14 protein-coding genes are annotated in these 18,811 nt (G+C 72.2%); 13 read left to right on the top strand and 1 reads right to left on the bottom strand.

What is annotated here, in order from left to right; translation table 11 throughout:
- Positions 1–14 precede the first annotated feature (14 nt).
- The 4 genes from PUR26_RS30055 (at position 15) to PUR26_RS30040 (ending at position 4,274) form a co-directional block, all read left to right on the top strand.
- A complete protein-coding gene (locus PUR26_RS30055) occupies positions 15–1,598 on the top strand; it encodes an MFS transporter (RefSeq protein ID WP_329877184.1) in 1,584 nt (527 codons plus the stop codon).
- A 79-nt stretch (positions 1,599–1,677) separates the two neighbouring features.
- Positions 1,678–2,394, top strand: coding sequence for a 4'-phosphopantetheinyl transferase family protein (locus tag PUR26_RS30050; RefSeq protein WP_329877182.1), 717 nt, complete (start codon positions 1,678–1,680; stop codon positions 2,392–2,394).
- A 51-nt stretch (positions 2,395–2,445) separates the two neighbouring features.
- Positions 2,446–3,594 carry a sensor histidine kinase gene (locus tag PUR26_RS30045; RefSeq protein WP_329877180.1) on the top strand — a complete coding sequence of 383 codons (1,149 nt, stop codon included), beginning with the start codon at positions 2,446–2,448 and terminating at the stop codon, positions 3,592–3,594.
- Positions 3,591–4,274 (top strand): response regulator transcription factor, encoded by a 684-nt coding sequence (locus PUR26_RS30040; RefSeq protein ID WP_329877178.1) that lies wholly within the window; start codon positions 3,591–3,593, stop codon positions 4,272–4,274. Before PUR26_RS30045 ends, PUR26_RS30040 begins: the two co-directional genes overlap by 4 nt.
- Before the next feature lie 159 nt (positions 4,275–4,433).
- Here the strand turns inward: PUR26_RS30040 and ctaD are convergent, their stop codons facing one another.
- Positions 4,434–6,164: an aa3-type cytochrome oxidase subunit I gene (ctaD, locus tag PUR26_RS30035; protein ID WP_329877176.1), complete on the bottom strand. Its 1,731-nt coding sequence runs from the start codon at positions 6,162–6,164 to the stop codon at positions 4,434–4,436.
- A 432-nt stretch (positions 6,165–6,596) separates the two neighbouring features.
- Between ctaD and PUR26_RS30030 the strand changes: the two genes are divergently transcribed.
- The 9 genes from PUR26_RS30030 to PUR26_RS29990 all read left to right on the top strand — a co-directional run bounded on the left by PUR26_RS30030 (position 6,597) and on the right by PUR26_RS29990 (position 18,796).
- Positions 6,597–7,937: a diaminobutyrate--2-oxoglutarate transaminase family protein gene (locus PUR26_RS30030; RefSeq protein ID WP_329877174.1), complete on the top strand. Its 1,341-nt coding sequence runs from the start codon at positions 6,597–6,599 to the stop codon at positions 7,935–7,937.
- On the top strand, positions 7,934–9,394 hold the full coding sequence (locus PUR26_RS30025) for a pyridoxal phosphate-dependent decarboxylase family protein (protein ID WP_329877172.1): 1,461 nt from the start codon (positions 7,934–7,936) through the stop codon (positions 9,392–9,394). Before PUR26_RS30030 ends, PUR26_RS30025 begins: the two co-directional genes overlap by 4 nt.
- The gene (locus PUR26_RS30020; RefSeq protein WP_329877170.1) at positions 9,391–10,770 is read left to right on the top strand and encodes a lysine N(6)-hydroxylase/L-ornithine N(5)-oxygenase family protein; all 1,380 of its coding nucleotides are present in this window, start codon (positions 9,391–9,393) and stop codon (positions 10,768–10,770) included. Before PUR26_RS30025 ends, PUR26_RS30020 begins: the two co-directional genes overlap by 4 nt.
- Positions 10,771–10,835: 65 nt before the next feature.
- Entirely contained in the window at positions 10,836–12,602 is a 1,767-nt protein-coding gene (locus PUR26_RS30015; RefSeq protein WP_329877168.1) for an IucA/IucC family protein, read from the top strand.
- Positions 12,599–13,159 (top strand): GNAT family N-acetyltransferase, encoded by a 561-nt coding sequence (locus tag PUR26_RS30010; RefSeq protein ID WP_329877166.1) that lies wholly within the window; start codon positions 12,599–12,601, stop codon positions 13,157–13,159. Before PUR26_RS30015 ends, PUR26_RS30010 begins: the two co-directional genes overlap by 4 nt.
- Positions 13,156–14,370: an MFS transporter gene (locus tag PUR26_RS30005; protein WP_329877165.1), complete on the top strand. Its 1,215-nt coding sequence runs from the start codon at positions 13,156–13,158 to the stop codon at positions 14,368–14,370. The genes PUR26_RS30010 and PUR26_RS30005 overlap by 4 nt, the downstream gene beginning before the upstream one ends.
- Positions 14,354–16,108: a pyridoxal phosphate-dependent decarboxylase family protein gene (locus PUR26_RS30000; protein WP_329877164.1), complete on the top strand. Its 1,755-nt coding sequence runs from the start codon at positions 14,354–14,356 to the stop codon at positions 16,106–16,108. The genes PUR26_RS30005 and PUR26_RS30000 overlap by 17 nt, the downstream gene beginning before the upstream one ends.
- On the top strand, positions 16,095–17,990 hold the full coding sequence (locus PUR26_RS29995; RefSeq protein ID WP_329877162.1) for an IucA/IucC family protein: 1,896 nt from the start codon (positions 16,095–16,097) through the stop codon (positions 17,988–17,990). The genes PUR26_RS30000 and PUR26_RS29995 overlap by 14 nt, the downstream gene beginning before the upstream one ends.
- Complete coding sequence (locus PUR26_RS29990) at positions 17,987–18,796, top strand: ABC transporter ATP-binding protein (protein ID WP_329877160.1); 810 nt, start codon at positions 17,987–17,989, stop codon at positions 18,794–18,796. The genes PUR26_RS29995 and PUR26_RS29990 overlap by 4 nt, the downstream gene beginning before the upstream one ends.
- The last annotated feature ends 15 nt before the right edge of the window (positions 18,797–18,811 follow it).

The raw sequence follows: 18,811 nt of genomic DNA, 5'->3' as shown, positions 1-18,811 counted from the left end.
AGGAGCACGACCTCATGTCCACCCCCGACGCCCGGCCCGCTGCCGGGAACCGTACGGGGCTCACCCTTCTTGTGGTGTGCCTCGGCGTATTGATCGTGCCGCTGGGAGTCAGCGGCACCCCGGTGGCGCTGCCCGACATCGGGCGCGAACTCGGCGGCAGCCTGGCCTCTCTGCAGTGGGTGGTCAACGCCTACAACGTGATGGCGGCCAGCCTGATGATGGTCGCGGGTTCGCTCGCCGACCTCATCGGCCGCAAGAAGATGTTCGCCTTCGGCACCGGGCTGTACGCCGTCTCGCTGATCGCCACGGTCTTCGCCCCCAGCGTGCTCGTGATCGACATCGCGCGTGGTCTGGCGGGTGTCGGCGCCGCCGCGCTGATGACGTCGGCGACCGCGATCGTCGCCACCACGTTCGACGGCGCCGCCCGCGCCAAGGCGTTCGCCGTCGCGGGTATGACCCTCGGCGCCGGTCTGGCGCTCGGCCCGACGACCAGTGGTCTGCTGGTCGGCGCCTTCGGCTGGGAGTCGGTGTTCTACGCGCACCTCGCGCTCGTGGTGCTCTCGATGCTCGGTCTGCCCTTCCTGGCCGAGTCGCGCAACCCGGACGCCGGCCGGATCGACTGGCCCGGCACCGTGACCTTCAGCCTGGCGCTGGTGCTGTTCACGCTCGCCATCATCCAGGGCCCGCAGAACGGCTGGGCCAGCGGAACCGTGCTCGGCCTGTTCGCCGGCTCGATCGTGCTGATCGCGATCTTCGCGGTGGTGGAACGTCGCCACGCGGCACCGATGTTCGACCTGTCGCTGTTCAAGGAGCGCCGCTTCCTCGCGGTGAACCTGCTCAACGTGGCCTTCTCGTTCGGCTTCATCGGCCTGCTGCTGGTGCTCCCCGCGTACCTGATCGGTGCGAACGGCGCGAGCAGCGAGGGTGCCGGTCTGATCATGCTCCTGCTGACCGGACCCGTGCTGTTCTGTCCGCTCATCGGCGGCAGGATGGTCGCGGCCGGTGTGCAGATGCGTGTGGTGCTCGGCCTCGGTCTGATCCTGATCGCGGCGGGCTGTGCCTGGCTGACGGTCGCCCACCCCGGGATCAGCGTGCTCGGCCTCGCCGGTCCGCTCCTCGTCGCCGGTGTCGGCGTCGGTCTGATCATGGGTGTCCTCGACGGCGCCGCGGTCAGCACCGTGCCGCCGGAGCGCGCCGGCATGGCGGCCGGCATGTTCAACACCATCCGCCTGGCCAGTGAGGCCATCGCGGCCGTGGTGATGGTCGCCGCCCTCGCGTCCATGGTCCGCTCCCGGATCACCGACGGCCTCTCCCAGTACCTGGGCGACAAGGCCTCGGCCGGTACCGCCGCCGACCAGGTCGCCAGCGGTGACGCCGCCGGTGTCGTGGCCGACGCGCCCGCGAACCTGCGGGACTCGTTCCTGGACTTCCTGTCCCAGGGTCACACCGATGCCCTGCGCATCATCCTGTGGGCCTCCGCCGCGCTGTGTGCCGTCACCGCGGTGGCCGTCCACCTCATGCTCGCCGAGCGCGACGTGAGCGCGCCGGCCGACGAGGCGGCCGCGGCGCCGCGTAAGCGGACGCTCGTCGACGACTGACCCGCCCCCCTCCCTGCCGGGTCTCCGGTGCGCTCCCCCGCGCACCGGGGACCCGGCGGGCGTCGAAAGGAACCGGATCATGCTCGATCCCGACACGGTCGATGTGTGGGTGATACCCCTCGATGCCGTCGCCCCCGGCGGTCATGACTCCCGCGCGGGCGAACTCAGCCCGTACGAGCAGCAGCGGCTGCGCCGGCTCGAACGCAATCCGCGGGCCCGGCACCGCTACCTCGCCTCCCACCTCGCGGCCCGCGACATCGTCGCCGGATACCTGGGCTGCGAGCCCGCCGACCTCACCCATGTGCGCAACGCCCAGCACGGCAAGCCCGGTTACATCCTCGGCTGGTGCCCCGGCCCCGCGATCAGCCTCTCCCGTTCCGACGGACTGGCCCTGCTGGCGGTGCGGCAGCCGGGCTCGACGGTCGGCGTCGACGTGGAGCGCATCCGTCCGGGCATCGACTGGCCCAGGGTGCTCGGCCGGCCGAACGTGGAGACCGCGTCCGGATTCCGCGCCTGGACCCGGCTGGAGGCGTCCGTCAAGGCGTCGGGTCTCGGACTCTCCGCCTCGGTGGGACGGGACCTCTCCCCCTGGCCCGCCACCCCGGTGACACTGCCGCACCCCTTCCGCGACTACGCGGCGGCGGTCGCGACCGACCACGGCGGACGTGTCCAAGCCGACATCCGGCTGCGTCACCACTGCGCTTCGCGGACAGACCTGGCGAATTCAGCCAATCTCACAGGCCGGGACACGATAAACCGTGGTTACATATTGAATTCCGCTCGATCTTCAGCGTGATTGGTTCGCGTAGACTCCCTCCCGGTGACACTAGGGGGAAGGGTTCGCACCATGATGAAGACACAGCAGGACGAGTACGTCAGTTCAGCGGCTCGGCAGCTGGAGAACCGGTTGTCCGCAGGCAGAGACGAAATAATCAGCCGCTTCCAGGATTCCCTCATCAGCGTATGCAGCCCGTTGGTCTCCACCGACGAGCTCTGGAGCGAGGCACGGGAACACGCCAAACTGGTCCTTGAGGAGTGCTGCGAGTCGCTGCGCAACGGAACCGACGCCGCGGCCGCCGCGAACATCGCCCTCAGCCTCTCGGTGGGTCTGAGCACCCGCGGCATCCTGCAGACGGTGCACCCCGCCGACACGCTCCGCTCCTCCGGCCTGCTCTTCCAGATCACGCTGCAGTACCTGATCAACGCCGCCGCCGACCTGCCGCCCGAGCAGTCCTCCGAGTGCCTCGGCCGTGCGGTGTCGGCCCTCAACCACAGCCTCGCGACCTGCCTCCAGGTATCGGCCGCAGGGTATGACGCGTACCTGCTGAACAAGGTGGAGCAGACCGCCAACAGCCACCGCAAGCGGCTGGGCCGCGACCTCCACGACCACCTGGGCAACAGCCTGGCGATGGCCCACCGTTACCTGGATCTGCACGAGCTGGCGGTCGAGCAGGACCAGCCGGCGGAGAAGCGCGAGCGCTGCCTGGCCCGGGTCAGGGAGGCCCTGGACGAGGCGGGGGACTACACCCGCGGCCTGATCTCGGACCTGCGGGTGAGCACCGGCACCCGGCGGCTGGCCGATGCCCTGAGGGAGTACGCCGAGCGGCACCAGTCGCCCGATGTGGAGCTCCACATCGAGGTGAACGGGGACGAGAGCTGGCTGCCGCAGCAGCACTCCGAGGAGCTCTTCCTGGTCCTGCGGGAGTTCTTGCGCAACTCGCTGACGCACGCCCGGCCGCGCACGGTCGCGCTGAAGGTGGATGTGGCCCCCCACCGCGTGGACTGCTTCGCCCATGACGACGGGGACGGCTTCGACATGGACTGTCCGTCCGGCCGGCGGGGCAGCGGGCTCGCGTCGATGCGGGAGCGGACCATCGGTCTGGACGGCATGTTCTTCCTGAGCAGTACCCCCGGGGTGGGCACGGGCATGCGGATGTCCCTGCCGCTGCCACAGGGCAGCAGCGTCAGGACGTTCAAGGAGCCCGCCACTTCATGAGCTTGTACCGGATCATCATCGCCGACGATCACACGCTGCTGCGGGACGCACTCGCCGAACTGATCAGGGGCATGGGGGACTTCGACGTGGTCGCCGCCGTCGGTGACGCGCCCAGCATGGTGGCCGCGGTGGCGGAGCACCGCCCGGACGTGGTGCTGATGGACATCGAGATGCCGGGCAACGAGGATCCGGCGCGCACGGTCCGGGCCCTTCAGGCCGCCTCCACGGACACCAAGATCATGGTCCTGACCATGCACGACGACCCGCGCCTGCTCCAGGCCCTGCTGCCGCTGGGCATCCGGGGCTATCTGCACAAGACGGCCACGCACCGCTCGCTGACCGCGGCCCTCCGGGACGCGTGCAGCCAGGACGGGCTGACCGTGTCGCTGCCGCCCCGGTCCCGTCCGGGCCCCGAGCCGGAGCCCGAGCCGGAGCGCGAGGTCCTCAGCAGAAGAGAACTCGAAGTGATCGCGCTGGTGGCCACCGGCCTCAGCAACCGGCGCACCGCCACGCAGCTGGGCCTCACCGAGGGAACGGTGAAGCGCCATATGCGCAACATCTTTTCGAAACTCGGAGCGACGTCGAGAGTGGACGCCGCGAACAAGGCCGTGGCGGCCGGACTGATTCCCGCGCCCACGACGCCGCCGCCCGCCGCGCAGTCCCGGCAGTCGCCTCTTTAAGGGGTGCCCCGCCGGATTGCCGTCCGGTGGCTGTCGCGTGACCTTGTTCATGACGGCGAAACACTCCGGTGATATCGGGGTAACGCTTCCGCTTCCTCTCTCCACCATGTCGACGAATGATCGACGGGCTGAGTTCCCGGGCGGGTTCGCGCGGGCCGCTCAGCCGTCGTCATTCCCTTCGGAGAGCGGGGAGGCCACGCCCCGCCCGGGCTCGATGACGTCCCGGCGGCCCCCACGGTGCCTCTTGTCGAGGGCGCTGATCTCGGGGTGGTGCAGCTCGAAGGCGGGGGACTCGGAGCGGATCCTGGGCAGGGTGACGAAGTTGTGGCGCGGCGGCGGGCAGGAGGTGGCCCACTCCAGCGACCTGCCGTACCCCCAGGGGTCGTCGGTGTCCACGCGCCGGCCGGCCCTGGCCGTCCACCACACGTTGTAGAGGAAGGGCAGGGTCGACAGACCGAGCAGGAAGGAGCCGATGGACGCGAGGGTGTTGAGGGCGGTGAAGCCGTCGGCGGCCAGGTAGTCGGCGTACCGGCGGGGCATGCCCTCGGCGCCGAGCCAGTGCTGCACGAGGAACGTCATGTGGAAGCCGACGAACAGGGTCCAGAAATGGACGCGCCCCAGCCGTTCGTCGAGCATGGTGCCCGTCATCTTGGGCCACCAGAAGTGGAAGCCGGCGAACATCGCGAAGACGATCGTCCCGAAGAGCACGTAGTGGAAATGGGCGACGACGAAATACGAGTCGGTGACGTGGAAGTCCATCGGCGGTGAGGCGAGGATCACGCCGGTCAGCCCGCCGAAGAGAAAGGTCACCAGGAAGCCGATGGACCACAGCATCGGCGTCTCGAAGGTGAGGCTTCCCTTCCACATCGTTCCGATCCAGTTGAAGAACTTCACCCCGGTCGGGACGGCGATGAGGAAGCTCGTGAAGGAGAAGAACGGCAGGAGTACCGCACCTGTCGCGAACATGTGGTGTGCCCATACGACTGCCGAGAGACCGGTGATGGCGATGGTGGCGCCCACGAGCCCGATGTAGCCGAAGAGTGGTTTCCGGGAGAACACCGGGAGAATCTCCGTGACCACCCCGAAGAACGGCAACGCCAGAATGTATACCTCCGGATGGCCGAAGAACCAGAAGAGGTGCTGCCACAGCAGCGCTCCGCCGTTCGCCGGATCGAATACGTGCGAACCGAACCGGCGATCCGATTCGAGAGCCAGCAGGGTGGCCGCCAGGACCGGGAAGGCGAGCAGGACCAGCACGGAGGTCAGCAGCACATTCCAGGTGAAGATCGGAAGGCGGAACATCGTCATGCCCGGAGCCCGCATACAGACGACCGTGGTGATGAAATTCACCGCGCCCAGGATCGTGCCGAATCCGGCGAGCGCCAGGCCCATGATCCACATGTCGGCGCCCACGCCGGGCGTCCGTTCGGCACGGCTGAGCGGGGCGTAGGCCGTCCAGCCGAAGTCGGCGGTGCCGTCGGGGGTGAGCAGGCTCGCGAGGACGATGACGGCGCCGAACAGGAAGAGCCAGTACGACAGCATGTTCAGCCGGGGGAACGCGACGTCCGGGGAGCCGATCTGGAGCGGCATCACGGCGTTGGCGAAGCCGGCGAAGGTCGGTGTGGCGAAGAGCAGCAGCATCACGGTGCCGTGCAGGGTGAAAGCCTGGTTGTACTGCTCGTTGGAGATCAACTGAAGCCCCGGACGGGCCAGTTCCGCCCTCATCACCAGGGCGAGCAGCCCCCCGACGAGGAAGAGGGCGAAGGAGGTGATCAGGTAGAGGTGCCCGATCTTCTTGTGGTCCGTCGTCGTCAGCCAGGCCACCACGGCGGCACCCCTGCCGCGTCGCGCCACCGGCGGCGGAGCGATGGACCCGGTCGTTGTCACCATACGAATCCTCAGAACGCACGCACGGGCAGGACGCGCGGCAAAGTACCCCCTCACCGCCTCCGGAACGCTACGCGCGGCCGGGCGGATCGGCCCGCTTTGATCCCGCGCGCTGGACGGACGTCACTCGTATTGGGCAGCAGCGGCCCCCGGCCGGGCGCCCCGCCGGGCGTCAAGGGGGCATGTCGGGCCGGTGTGGCCGACGTCAACGCCACGCCCCTTCTTTCACCGTCCTGGCACATGCGCCACAACCTGCACTGTAAACAGGGAAGTTGAGCGGACGGATCGACATGAAAAGGCGTCAGAGGGCTTGATCTTTCACAAGGTTAGGCTAACCTAACTTTCTGTGAGGCGGCTGTGACCACGTGCACCTGCCGCCTCTGTACGTGCGCCCTGCGCGCGACTCCTCCGCATCACGACCGAAGGGCACCTGACATGCCGAACGGTGCGCTGCGCGCCGAGCTTCTCGAGCGCCAGGAGCGACGAGAGTCCTCCGCCCGTACCTACGCCAGCACCCTGCCTGTCGCCCCCGTTCACGCCTCCGGCGCGGTCATCACCGGCGCCGACGGCCGCAGTTACCTGGACTGCCTGTCCGGCGCGGGCACACTCGCGCTGGGGCACAACCACCCCGAGACCGTCGCCGCACTCCAGGCGGTCCTCGCGTCAGGAGCGCCCCTGCACACGCTTGACATGATCACCCCGCAGAAGGACGCCTTCACCACCGAGCTGCTCGACCGCCTGCCCGGCGGTCTGCGCGGTGACGCGCGGCTCCACTTCTGCAGCCCGGCCGGCACGGACGCGGTGGAGGCCGCGCTCAAACTGGCCCAGCACGCGACGGGGCGGCGCGGCATCGTCGCCTTCACCGGCGCCTACCACGGCATGACGCTCGGCGCCTCCGCCGTGTCGGGGCCGCCCAGGATGAGCGGCATGACCGGTGCGGACTCCGTGCCCGTGACCCGGGTGCCGTATCCGTCCGCTCTGCGCTGTCCCTTCGGGACGGACAGCGCCGACCGTTCGGGGGAGTTGTCCACGCGTCTGCTGGAGAGCCTGATCACCGACCCGAGCAGCGGGGTCGGGGTGCCCGCCGCGGTCATCCTGGAAGTGGTCCAGGGCGAGGGCGGGGTGGTGGAGGGCCCGGACGGCTGGCTCCGCGAGGTCCGCAGGATCACCGCCGAGCACGGCATCGTCCTGATCATCGACGAGGTCCAGACCGGCGTCGGCCGGACCGGGCACTACTGGGCCTGCGAGCGGGCGGGGGTGACCCCCGACGTCCTGGTCACCTCCAAGGCCGTCGGCGGCGGGCTGCCGCTCGCCCTCATCGCGTACCGGCCCGGACTCGACACCTGGCGCCCGGGGCACCACACGGGCACCTTCCGGGGCAACACCCTCGCCATGGTCTCGGGACTCATCACCCTGCGTACCGTCGCCGAGCAGCAACTGGCCGAAAGGGCGACCAAGTTGGGCGAGAGCATGCGCCGGGGGCTGCGTGAGATCGCCGCCTCGTACCCGGTCTTCGGCGACGTGCGCGGCCGGGGACTGATGATCGGCGTGGAGCTGGTCGACCCCGACGGCACTCCGGGGCGAGACGGCGCGGCCCCCGGCAACCCGGAGCTGGCGGGCGCGATGCGCGCCGCCTGCCTGGAGCGCGGGCTCATCCTGGAGCTCGGCGGCCGGGACGACACCGTGATGCGGCTGCTGCCGCCGCTGATCATCACCGACGAGCAGGCCGACTCGGTCGTGGAACGCGTCGCCTCCGCCCTGGAGAGCGTCGTATGAGCCCCGTCACCCCGTCGGCCGTCTCGGGGGGCACCCAGGGCCCCCTGGAGCTGGAGAAACTGACGGCGATCGTCCTCGACGCGCTCGCCGAGGGTGCCGCCGCCCGTGGCGGCCCCCTGCCCGCCGGAGGCCCGGGTGCCGTCGCCGACCGGCTGCGCGCCGCCTGCGGCCCCGTCCTCCCGGAGTACGGGGTGGGCGCCGAGGAGGCGCTCCACACCGTCGTACGCGCGGTGGCGGAGGGTGCGGCCGACCCTTCGGAGCCCGCCTGCGTCGCCCATCTGCACTGCCCGCCGCTCGCCGTCGCGGCGGCCGCCGATCTGGCGGCCTCGGCCCTGAACCCCTCGATGGACTCCTGGGACCAGGCCCCGGCCGCCGCCGCGCTGGAGGAGGAGACGACCGCCGCCCTCGCCGCGCTGGTCTACCCCCGCGCGGCGGCGCCGGACGCCATCGTCACCAGCGGCGGCACCGAGTCCAATCTGGTGGCGCTGCTGCTGGCCCGGGAGCACGCCCGCGACACCGGCGCGCGCGGTGTGCAGGTGGTGGTCGGTACGAACGCGCACCACAGCGTGCACCGGGCCGCCTGGACGCTCGGGCTGCCGACGCCGGTGTTCGTGGAGTGCCGGGCGGGGCGCATGGTGCCCGCCGCGCTCGACCGCACCCTGTCCGAACTGGCCTGCCCCGCACTGGTGGTGGCCACCGCCGGCACCACCGACGAGGGGCTCGTCGACCCGCTGCCCAAGATCGCCCGGATCACCGCCTCGCACGGCGCGCGGCTGCACGTCGACGCCGCCTACGGGGGCCCGCTGCTCTTCAGCGACCGGCTGGCGCCCCGGCTCGACGGGCTGGAGTCGGCCGTGTCGGTCACCTTCGACCTGCACAAGCTGGGCTGGCAGCCGGTGGCGGCCGGGCTGCTCGTCGTCGCCGACCGGGGGACGCTGCGGCCGCTGGACTTCCAGGCCGACTACCTGAACGCCGACGACGACACCGAGGCCGGCCTGCCCGATCTGCTCGGCCGCTCCCTGCGCACCTCGCGCCGCCCCGACGTGCTGAAGATCGCCGCGACCCTGCGCGCGCTCGGCCGCCGGGGGCTCGGCGAGCTCGTCGAGCGGTGCGTGCGCTCCGCCGAGGAGTTCGCCGCCCTGCTCGACGCCCATCCCGGAATGCGCCGCCGCCCCGGTGACCTGGGCATCAGCACCGTACTGTTCCGGCCCGCCGCCGCCGACGCCCTGTCCGGGACCGCGGGCGACGAGCTGGTCGCCGAGGTCCGGCGGCGGCTGCTGGCCGAGGGCCGGGCCGTCATCGGGCGGGCGGTCGCCGAGGACGCCGACGGCGTCAGGAAGCTGTGGCTCAAGGCCACGCTGCTGCACCCGGGCACGACCGGCGACGACCTGGCGGGCCTCCTCGGCCTCATAGCCGCCGCCGCAGCACACATATCCACCGTGGAAGGACAGCGATGACCGAGGAAACCACCGTCGATCTGCTCGGTGTGGGCATCGGCCCGTTCAACCTGTCGCTGGCGGCGCTGGCCGGCCAGGTGCCCGGACTGGACGCCGTCTTCCTCGAACAGCGCACCGCCTTCCAGTGGCACCCGGGGCTGCTGATCGAAGGGGCGACGCTCCAGGTCCCCTTCCTGGCCGACCTGGTGAGCCTGGTCGACCCGACCAGCCCGTGGTCGTTCCTCAACTACATACGGACCCATGAGCGGCTCTTCCCGTTCTACTTCGCCGAGCGGTTCCACATCGACCGCTCCGAGTACGACGACTACTGCCGCTGGGTCAGCGAGAGCCTGCCGTCCTGCCGCTTCGGCCACCAGGTCGACACCGTCCGCTGGGACGCCGCGCGCGGCGCGTTCGAGGTCGGCTTCACCCGGGTCGACGACCGCGGTGAGGCGGAGGGCGTGGGCCGCCTCTTCGCCCGGCACCTCGCCCTGGGCGTGGGTACGGCCCCCAAGGTGCCCGCCGCGCTGCGCGCCCTGACCGACGACCCGGACGCCCTGGTGCTGCACTCGGCCGACTACCTCCGCCACCGCGACCGGCTGCTGTCCGCCGGGCACGTCACCGTCGTGGGCTCCGGGCAGTCGGGCGCCGAGGTGCTGCTCGATCAGCTCCGGGCCAGGCCGGCCGGGCGGGAGGGGCTGACGTGGCTGGCCCGCACTCCGGCGTTCGCGCCCATGGAGTACAGCAAGCTGGGGCTGGAACACTTCACGCCCGACTACACCCGCTACTTCCACGACCTCCCCGAGCGGACCAGGGACCGGCTGCTGCCCGCCCAGTGGCAGCTGTACAAGGGCGTCAGCGGGGACACCCTCGGCGAGATCCACGACGAGCTCTACCGGCGGGCACGGACCGGCGGCTGGCCCGATGTGACCCTCACGCCCGGCGTCGCCGTCAGCGGTGCCGACCGGGTCGAGGGGCGGATCGAACTGAACGTGGTCCACGCCGAGCAGGAGAGCGCCGCACGGCTGACGACCGACGCCGTGGTGCTCGCCACGGGCTACGCCGAGCGGCCCGTCGACGGCCTGCTCGCGCCGCTGCGCGCGCACATCGCCCGTGACGAGTCGGGCCGGCCGAGGATCGGCCAGGACCAGCGGCTCGTCCTGGACGACGCCGTCGAGGGCTCGGTGTTCGTGCAGAACGCCGAACGGCACACGCACGGGGTCGGCACGCCCGATCTGGGGCTGGCCGCCTGGCGTTCGGCGGTGATCCTCAACGCCCTCGGCGACCGTGACGTCTACCCGCTGCCCCGTCGTACCGCCTTCACCAGCTTCGGACTGACGGGTGCGCTCGGCGGGGACCGGCAACGGGCCGAACCCGCGGGCTCCCGGCTGCGCTGACACCGCGGCATCCCGTCCTTCTCGCTACGCGGCCGTCCCGCGGCCGCCGGACAGAAAGAGTGCTCATGAGCCCGACCCTGGAGTCCCGCTCCCGGCCGGACAGCCTCCACCCGGACCACGGCGACCCGGCCACGGCGGCCGACCTCGCCGCCACCGAGAACCTGCTGCGCTGCTGGGTGCGGGAGACCGGTGTGCCCCGTCCCGACGACGGCGTGCTGCGCCTGGAGCTGCCGGCCTCCGGCACCGGCGTCGAGGCCCCGGTCCTGTACTGGTCGCCGGTCGGCTGGCACCGGTTCGGCCCCGCCCGGCTGCGGACCGGTACGCCCGCCTCCGCCACGGCGATCGCGGCGCTGCTCGGCGTCGAGGCGGCAGCCGGCGACCCGGCGGCCGTGGCCGACCTCACCGGGCGGGTCAGCGATTCGGTCCGCCGCGTCGAGGAGTTCGTACGGGTGCGCGGGCAGGCGCCCGAGGATCCGGCGGGCACCACCGCCTTCCTCGCCGGCGAGCAGGCCCTGATCACCGGTCATCCGCTGCACCCCACGCCCAAGAGCCGCGAGGGGCTCACGGAGACTGAGGCCGCGCGCTACTCGCCGGAGGTGCGGGGCAGCTTCGCGCTGCACTGGTTCGCCGCCGACCCCTCCGTCGTACGGTCCGACTCCGCACTCGACCGGTCCGCGCAGGCGCTGCTGGCGGAGTTCGCCGGTGACACCCTCGCTCCCCCGCCGGGCACGGTCCTGGTCCCGGCCCATCCGTGGCAGGCGCAGGACGTGCTCGCCCGGCCCGCCGTGCGGGAGCTGCTGGACGCGGGGCTGCTGCACGACCTGGGCCCGGCGGGTCCCGCCTGGTCGGCCACGTCGTCCATCCGGACCCTCTACCGCGCCGACGCGCCGGTGATGCTCAAGTTCTCGCTGGGCCTGCGGATCACGAACTCCCGCCGCGAGAACATGCGTTCCGAACTGCACCGGGGGCTCGCCGTGCACCGGCTGCTGGACGCCGGGCTGGGCGAGGCGCTGCGTACCGCGCACCCCGGCTTCGACATCGTCCGCGACCCGGCGTGGCTCGCGGTGGACACCCCGGAGGGTTCCCCGGACGGCTCGCCCACCGGGCTCGACGTCGTCGTGCGCGACAACCCGTTCCGGGCCGGCGCCGACGAGCAGGGCGTGTGCGTGGCCGGGCTCGTCGCCCCGCGACCGGACCTGCCCGGCGGCCGTTCCCGTCTGTCGGCCCTCGTCCACGGACTGGCCGGGCGCACCGGCCGCCCGGTGGAGGAGATCGCGCGGGAGTGGTTCGACCGCTACACCGAGCGGGTCATCGTCCCCGTCCTGTGGCTCTACGCCGCGTACGGGCTGGGCCTGGAGGCCCACCAGCAGAACACCCTCGTCGTCCTCGACGAGGACGGCTGGCCGGCCGGTGGCCGCTACCGCGACAACCAGGGCTACTACTTCTCGCCCGAGCGGAGCGAGGCCCTCTACGGCTGGGTCCCCGGCGTCGGCCGCGACCTCGGTACGTACGTCGCCGACGAGGTCATCGACGAACGCCTGGCCTACTACGTCGGCATCAACAACTGGCTGGGGCTGGCCGGGGCCCTCGGCTCCCAGGGGCTGGCCGACGAGGAGGAGCTGCTGCGCGCCGCGGACCGGACGCTCGCCGCGCTCGCCGGGGAACACGGCGAGCGGCTGCGGCTGGCGACGATCCTGCGCGAGGAGCCCACTCTGCGCTGCAAGGCGAACCTGCTCACCCGGGTCCACGGCATGGACGAGCTGACCGGTCCGCTCGAAGCGCAGTCGGTGTACGTCGACATCGTCAACCCGATCGCGGAGGTGCGCAGGTGACCGATGACGTGCGCGAGGACGGAGCGCTCGCCGAGACCCGCCTCGACCAGGGCACCTTCACGCTCCGGGCCGTCGGCCCGGACACCGACGCGAAGCTGATCCACCCCTGGATGAACGACCCGGAGGTGGCGCGGTACTGGGAGATGGCGCAGCCGCTCGAAGCCATCACGGCCTATCTGCGCTCCCAGGTCGAGAGCGCGCACTCCACGCCCTTCGTCGGCTGTCTCGACGGTGTTCCCATGAGCTACTGGGAGCTGTACCGCGCCGACCTCGACCCGCTCGCGGAGCACTACGCCGCCCAGCCCCATGACGCCGGCCTGCATCTGTTGCTGGGCCCGTCGGCGTTCCGCGGGCGGGGGCTGGGCGCGTTACTCCTGCGGGCGGTCTCCGACTGGCAGCTGCGCAGCGATCCGTACGCGCGGCGCGTCGTCGCCGAACCGGACGTGCGCAACGTCCGTTCCGTCCGCGCCTTCGAGCGGGCCGGTTTCCGGCGGGTCCGCGAGCTCGATCTGCCGGACAAGCGCGCCGCGTTCATGGTCCGCGAGCGCGGGATATGAGCGGGCACGGACGCCCGGTGCTGCTGGCGGCGGCGGGCCTGCACATGGTCACCCAGTCGGCCCTCGCCCCGTTCTACCCGGCCCTCTTCCGGGCCGCGTACGGGGTGGAGGAGCTGGCCGCCACGGGACTTTTCCTGATGCTCTGTCAGGTCGCGGCGGTCGTCGCCCTCCCGCTGTGGGGGCGCGCGACCCGCCGGGTACCGCTGGCCCGGCTGGTCACGGCCGGCCAGTCGGCGGCGGTCCTGCTGGCCGGCGCTCTGGTGCTGGCCCCGTCGTACGCCGTCTTCACCGTGGTGTCCGTGCTGCTCGTCGCCGCCAAGGCGGTGGTGCTGCTCGCCTATCCGGGGCTCGCCCGCAGCCATCGGCGCGGGGTGCTCCCCGGGGTGGTGCAGTACGTGGCCGTGCTGCACGCGGCGTCGGTCGTCGCCACCCTGCTGGGCGGTCTGGTGGTGTCCGTGCCCGACCCTCGCACGGCTCTTCCGCTGCTGGCGCTGCTGGAGGCGGTGCTGCTGGTCGCCTGTGCGCGGGTGCTGCGTCCCGCGCCGGTGCCCGCGGCCGGGGCGGTGCGCCCCGTGGCGGACCCGGACGGGCCCCTCCCCACGGGCGGCCAGGTCACACGGCTGGCCGTCTACGTCCTGATCACCGCCGTGGCCGTCTACGCCGCCCGCCCGTACTTCACCGAGTACGCCACGGGCGCCGGGGCCCCGGCCGCGCTGGCCACCGTGCTGTTCGTGCTGCCGCATACGGCCGTGCTGGCGGTACTGCCCGCCGCCGGCCGGCTGCGGGCCCGATTCGGGGAGCGGCTGCTGCCGGGGGCGATGCTGCTCGCGGCGGTGGCGCTCGGCGTCCAGGCCACCGTCACGGACCCGTTGGCGCTCGGCGGCGCCCGGCTGGTGTTCGGCGCCGGGCTCGGACTCGGCCAGGTGGCCCTGGACGAGCGGGTCATCACCACGAACGGCACCGGCGCCGCGTACAGCCTGATCGCCATGGCCCAGACCTGCGGACTGCTGCTGGCCCCGCTGGTGGCGACCGCCACGGCCACCGCCGCCCTGTGGGCCCCGCTGCTCGCCGGGGCCGTCCTGCTGGCCGCCCTCGCCTTCCTCGCGCCCGTCTCCGTACGTCCGACCCGCCCCGCTCCGAGACCCGTAGGGGGTCCCCCCCTATCCGCACCAGGGACAACAGGAATGACCTCCCATGACATTGCCCGGTAGTGCCCTGCCCGGCCAGGCGCCGAAGACGCCCATACCCTCTCCCCTGCTCGAACCCGATCTGCTCGCCGCCGATCCGGCCGGACTCGCCGATGTGGGGCGTCTGGTCGCCGAGATCACCCGGGAGGCGGCGACCGGACTGCGCCGCCGCAGCGGTCCGCTGCCCGCGCTCACCCCGGAAGCGCTGACCCGGCTGGTCGACGAACAGCTCCCGGACGGTGTCGTGCCGCGCACCGGCGGGGGCCGGGCCGCCGTGCTCGCCCTGGCCCGGGCGTGCGCGGAGACGACCGTGGACCTGGCCGACCCGAGGGCGGCCGCCCACCTCCAGCCGCCGTCCCTGGCCGTCGCCGCGGCCGCCGACGTCCTCGCCGGGATCTTCAACGCCTCGGTGGACACCTGGGACAGCGGCCCCTACGCCGTCGAGATCGAGCGGCGCCTGGTCCGGGGCCTGGCCTCCCTGGCCGGCTTCGGACCCGAGGCGGGCGGGGTGCTCACCCCGGGCGGCAGCGCCTCGAACCTCCAGGCGCTGCTGATCGCCCGTGACGCGGCGACGGCGAAGCTGCGCGACGTACGGGCCGACGGGCTGCACGGGCTCGGTTCCGAGCCCGTGGTGTTCTGCTCGGAGCTCGCCCACTTCTCGGTGGCCCGCGCCTGCGCGATCCTGGGGCTGGGCGAGGACGCCGTACGTCCGGTGCCCACCGACGCCCGGCACCGGATGCGACCGGAGGCGCTGGACGCGATGCTCCGCTCGCTGGACCCGGGCCGCGAACTGCCCGTCGCGGTCGTCGCCACGGCGGGGACCACCGACTACGGCTCGATCGACCCGCTGCCCGAGACGGCCGCGGTCGCGCGTGAGCACGGCGTCCGGTTGCACGTGGACGCCGCCTACGGCTGCGGGGCGCTCTTCTCCGACCGGCTGCGCCCGCTGCTGTCCGGGATCGAGGAGGCCGACTCGGTCACCCTCGACCTGCACAAGACGGCCTGGCAGCCCGCCGCCGCCAGCATGCTGCTGGTCCGCGACGCCGGGGACTTCGCCGCGACGACCGGTCTTCGTGTCGCCTACCTCAACCCCGACGACGACGGCGAGGCCGGCTACGACGGTCTGCTGGGCGTGTCCCTGCAGACCACGCGGCGCGCCGACGCCCTCAAGATCGCGGCGACGCTCCTGGCGCTGGGCACCGAGGGCATCGGCGCCATGCTGGACGCCTGCCACGACCTGGCCAGGCACGCCGAGGCGGTCGTCGGGGCCCACCCCCGGCTCTCCCTCACGGCCGGGGTGACGCTCTCCACGGTGGTCTTCCGCTACCTCACCCGGACGCCGGCGGACGCCGACGCGGTCAACGGCGAGCTGCGCCGGCGCCTGTTGCGCGAGGGCTCCGCGCTGATCGGCCGCACGGACGTGCCGGGGGACGACGGGCAGGGCGCCGTCCATCTCAAGCTCACCCTGCTCAACCCGCAGGCCCGCGCGAGCGACATCGACGAGCTGCTGGACGCGGTCGTACGGGCCGGGGAGGCCGCGGAGGCCTCAGCGGGCGCGGCGGCCCCCGGCGCCACCGCAGCCGCAGCCGCTCCGGCCACCGCCACCCCCACCGCCGCCACCGCCACCACCACCGCCACCACCACCGCCGAGGACACCACCCCCACCGAGGACACCACCCCCGACGTCTCCGCGGCCCGTGGGGCGCCCGGGCGCGGGGCGGACCGCACCGGCGCCACGAAAGGCGGCCATGAAGCGCCGTAAGGACGAGCAGCGCAAGCACTCCGAGCAGCCGAGGAAGCGGCGCGAGGAGAAGAGCGTCACCGACAAGAAAGGCACCGCCCGCATGACTGCCGGTCACCCCGTCCCCGAACTCGCCGATGTGTCGCCGGAATCCTGGCGGGAGGCCAACCGCCGGCTGCTCGCCAAGACGCTCTCCGAGTTCGCGTTCGAGGAACTGATCAAGCCCGTCCCGCTGGAGGGCGACCGTTACCGCGTCGACCTGGACAGCGGCGTCTCCTACGTCTTCTCCGCCTCCCAGGGGGCGCTGGGGTCCTGGCGGGCCGACAAGGACTCGGTCACCCGGGGCGCGGCGGGGCTGCTCGGCAACGAGATCGAGACCCCGGCCTGGGACGCCCAGCAGTTCCTGGTGGACTGCGCCGGCACCATCGGCACCGACGCTCCCACCCTCGGCATGTACCTCACCGAGGTGTCCGCGACGCTCGCGGTGGACGCCGCGCGCATCGAGCACGGCGGGGAGAACGCGGCCGAGCTGCGCGAGCTGGGCCACGCCGAGCTGGAGTGCCGGATGACCGGCCACCCCACCCTGGTGGCCAACAAGGGGCGGATCGGCTTCTCGGCCACCGACGTACGGGCCTACGCACCCGAGTCGCAGGAGCTCGTCAGGCTCCAGTGGATCGCGGTGCACCGGGGCCTGGCCGAGTTCCGCGGCACCCCCGATCTGAGCGAACGGGCCGTGCTGGCCCATGAGCTGAGCGAGGAGACCATCGCCGCCTTCCGGTCCCGGATCGAGCGGACGGGCGGGGACCCGGACGCGTACGTCTGGATGCCCGTCCACCCCTGGCAGTGGGACCACGCCGTCCAGGTGCTGTTCGCGGGCGAGGTCGCCCAGCGGCGCGTCATCCCGCTCGGCGAGAGTGCCGACGCCTATCTGCCGCAGCAGTCGGTGCGCACCATGACGAACATGTCCGAGCGCGAGCGCTTCGACGTCAAACTGCCCCTGAAGATCGTCAACACCCTGATCTGGCGGGGGATCCCGCCGCACTGCACCCAGGGCGCGCCCGTCGCCACCCAGTGGCTGACCGGGCTCCTCGACAAGGACCCGGTGCTCCGTGACGAGCTGCGCACGGTGTTCCTCGGCGAGATCGCCTCGGTGACCGTGCGCCACCCCTACCTCGACCGGGTGCCGGAGATGCCGTACCAGCACCTGGAGACGCTGGGCTGCATCTGGCGCGAGTCGGTCTCCTCGCGGCAGGACGAGGGCGAGCGGGTGCGCACCTTCGCCTCGCTGCTGTACGTCGACGAGCAGGGCACGTCCTTCGCGGCGGAGCTGGCCCGCGCCTCCGGGCTGCCCGCCGAGGAGTGGCTGACCCGGCTGTTCGAGACGGTCCTGCACCCGGTGCTGCACGTGATGTACACGTACGGCATCACGTTCAACCCGCACGGCCAGAACACCCTGATCGGCTACGACGGGGACGACGTGCCGCGCCGGCTGTTCCTGAAGGACTTCGTCGACGACGTCTCCGTCTCGCACACGCCGGTGCCCGAGCGGGGGCCCGAGCCGGACGGCTACGACCATGTGCTGCCGCGCAAGAACCCCGTCGTCATCCGCCAGCACGTCGTCGACCAGCTGCTGCTGGGCCACTTCCGCTATCTGGCACCGCTCGTCGCCGAGCAGCTGGGCGTCCCCGAGGAGCGGTTCTGGCGGCTGGTGCGCGGGGCGGTCGACGCCTACCACGGGCGTTTTCCCGAGAAGGCGGACCGGTTCGCCGAGTTCGACATGCTCGCGGACGAGTTCCCGCGCTACCCGTTCAACACCGACCGGCTCGTCATCACCCGCTATGTCGACCGGGCGCTGCGCCATGCGCTGCGCCCGAACGGCACCGTCGCCAACCCGCTGTCATGAGCGTGGAGATCAGGGCATCGGAGCTCACCCTCGGTCACGGGGGTGAGCCCGTGGCGCGTGCCGTCGGTCTGGAACTGACGCCCGGTGAGGTCACCGCGCTCGTGGGCCCCAACGGGTCGGGCAAGTCGACGCTGCTGCGGGCCCTGGCCCGGCTGCACACCCCGGACGCCGGCCGGATCGTCCTGGACGGCCGGGACCTCGCCGCGTACAGACCGCGGGAGCTGGCGCGCAAGCTCAGCTTCCTCACCCAGTCGCCGCTGGTGCCGGCCGGGGTGACGGTGGAGGAACTGGTGGCCTACGGGCGCCATCCGCACCAGGGGATGCTGGCCCGCGGCAACGGCGAGGAGGACCGGGAGGCGATCGGCTGGGCGCTGGACGCCACGAATCTGCGGCCCCTCGCCGAGCGGACGCTGGACCGGCTGTCCGGCGGGGAGCGCCAGCGCGCGTGGATCGCGATGGCGCTGGCCCAGCGCACCGGGCTGCTGCTGCTCGACGAGCCGACCACCTATCTCGACATCCGCTACCAGATCGAAGTGCTGCGTCTGGTGCGGCGTCTGGCGGACGAACACGGCATCACCGTGGCCGTCGTGCTGCACGACCTCAACCAGGCCGCCGCGTTCTCCGACGCGATGGTCGTGCTCGCCGGGGGCCGGATCGTGGCCTCGGGCACCCCCGGTGACGCGATGACGCGGGACACCATCCGTACGGCCTTCGGCATCGACACCACCGTCACCCTCGACCCCCACACGGGTGTTCCGACCTGTCTCCCCACCTGGCGCGAGCCCGCGCCCGCGGTCGCCACCTGAACCGTCCCCGTACGA

The organism is Streptomyces sp. SP18CS02 (assembly GCF_036322365.1).
Lineage (GTDB): Bacteria > Actinomycetota > Actinomycetes > Streptomycetales > Streptomycetaceae > Streptomyces.
The sequence above is the reverse complement of the archived record's forward strand: the minus strand, read 5'-3'. Positions and strand labels throughout refer to the sequence as shown.

Bases quoted from the DNA above. Each gene is read 5' to 3' on its own strand.
- PUR26_RS30055 (WP_329877184.1), top strand. From the start codon at position 15: ATGTCCACCCCCGACGCCCGGCCCGCTGCCGGGAACCGTACGGGGCTC.
- PUR26_RS30050 (WP_329877182.1), top strand. From the start codon at position 1,678: ATGCTCGATCCCGACACGGTCGATGTGTGGGTGATACCCCTCGATGCC.
- PUR26_RS30045 (WP_329877180.1), top strand. From the start codon at position 2,446: ATGATGAAGACACAGCAGGACGAGTACGTCAGTTCAGCGGCTCGGCAG.
- PUR26_RS30040 (WP_329877178.1), top strand. From the start codon at position 3,591: ATGAGCTTGTACCGGATCATCATCGCCGACGATCACACGCTGCTGCGG.
- ctaD (WP_329877176.1), bottom strand. From the start codon at position 6,164: ATGGTGACAACGACCGGGTCCATCGCTCCGCCGCCGGTGGCGCGACGC.
- PUR26_RS30030 (WP_329877174.1), top strand. From the start codon at position 6,597: ATGCCGAACGGTGCGCTGCGCGCCGAGCTTCTCGAGCGCCAGGAGCGA.
- PUR26_RS30025 (WP_329877172.1), top strand. From the start codon at position 7,934: ATGAGCCCCGTCACCCCGTCGGCCGTCTCGGGGGGCACCCAGGGCCCC.
- PUR26_RS30020 (WP_329877170.1), top strand. From the start codon at position 9,391: ATGACCGAGGAAACCACCGTCGATCTGCTCGGTGTGGGCATCGGCCCG.
- PUR26_RS30015 (WP_329877168.1), top strand. From the start codon at position 10,836: ATGAGCCCGACCCTGGAGTCCCGCTCCCGGCCGGACAGCCTCCACCCG.
- PUR26_RS30005 (WP_329877165.1), top strand. From the start codon at position 13,156: ATGAGCGGGCACGGACGCCCGGTGCTGCTGGCGGCGGCGGGCCTGCAC.
- PUR26_RS30000 (WP_329877164.1), top strand. From the start codon at position 14,354: ATGACATTGCCCGGTAGTGCCCTGCCCGGCCAGGCGCCGAAGACGCCC.
- PUR26_RS29995 (WP_329877162.1), top strand. From the start codon at position 16,095: ATGAAGCGCCGTAAGGACGAGCAGCGCAAGCACTCCGAGCAGCCGAGG.
- PUR26_RS29990 (WP_329877160.1), top strand. From the start codon at position 17,987: ATGAGCGTGGAGATCAGGGCATCGGAGCTCACCCTCGGTCACGGGGGT.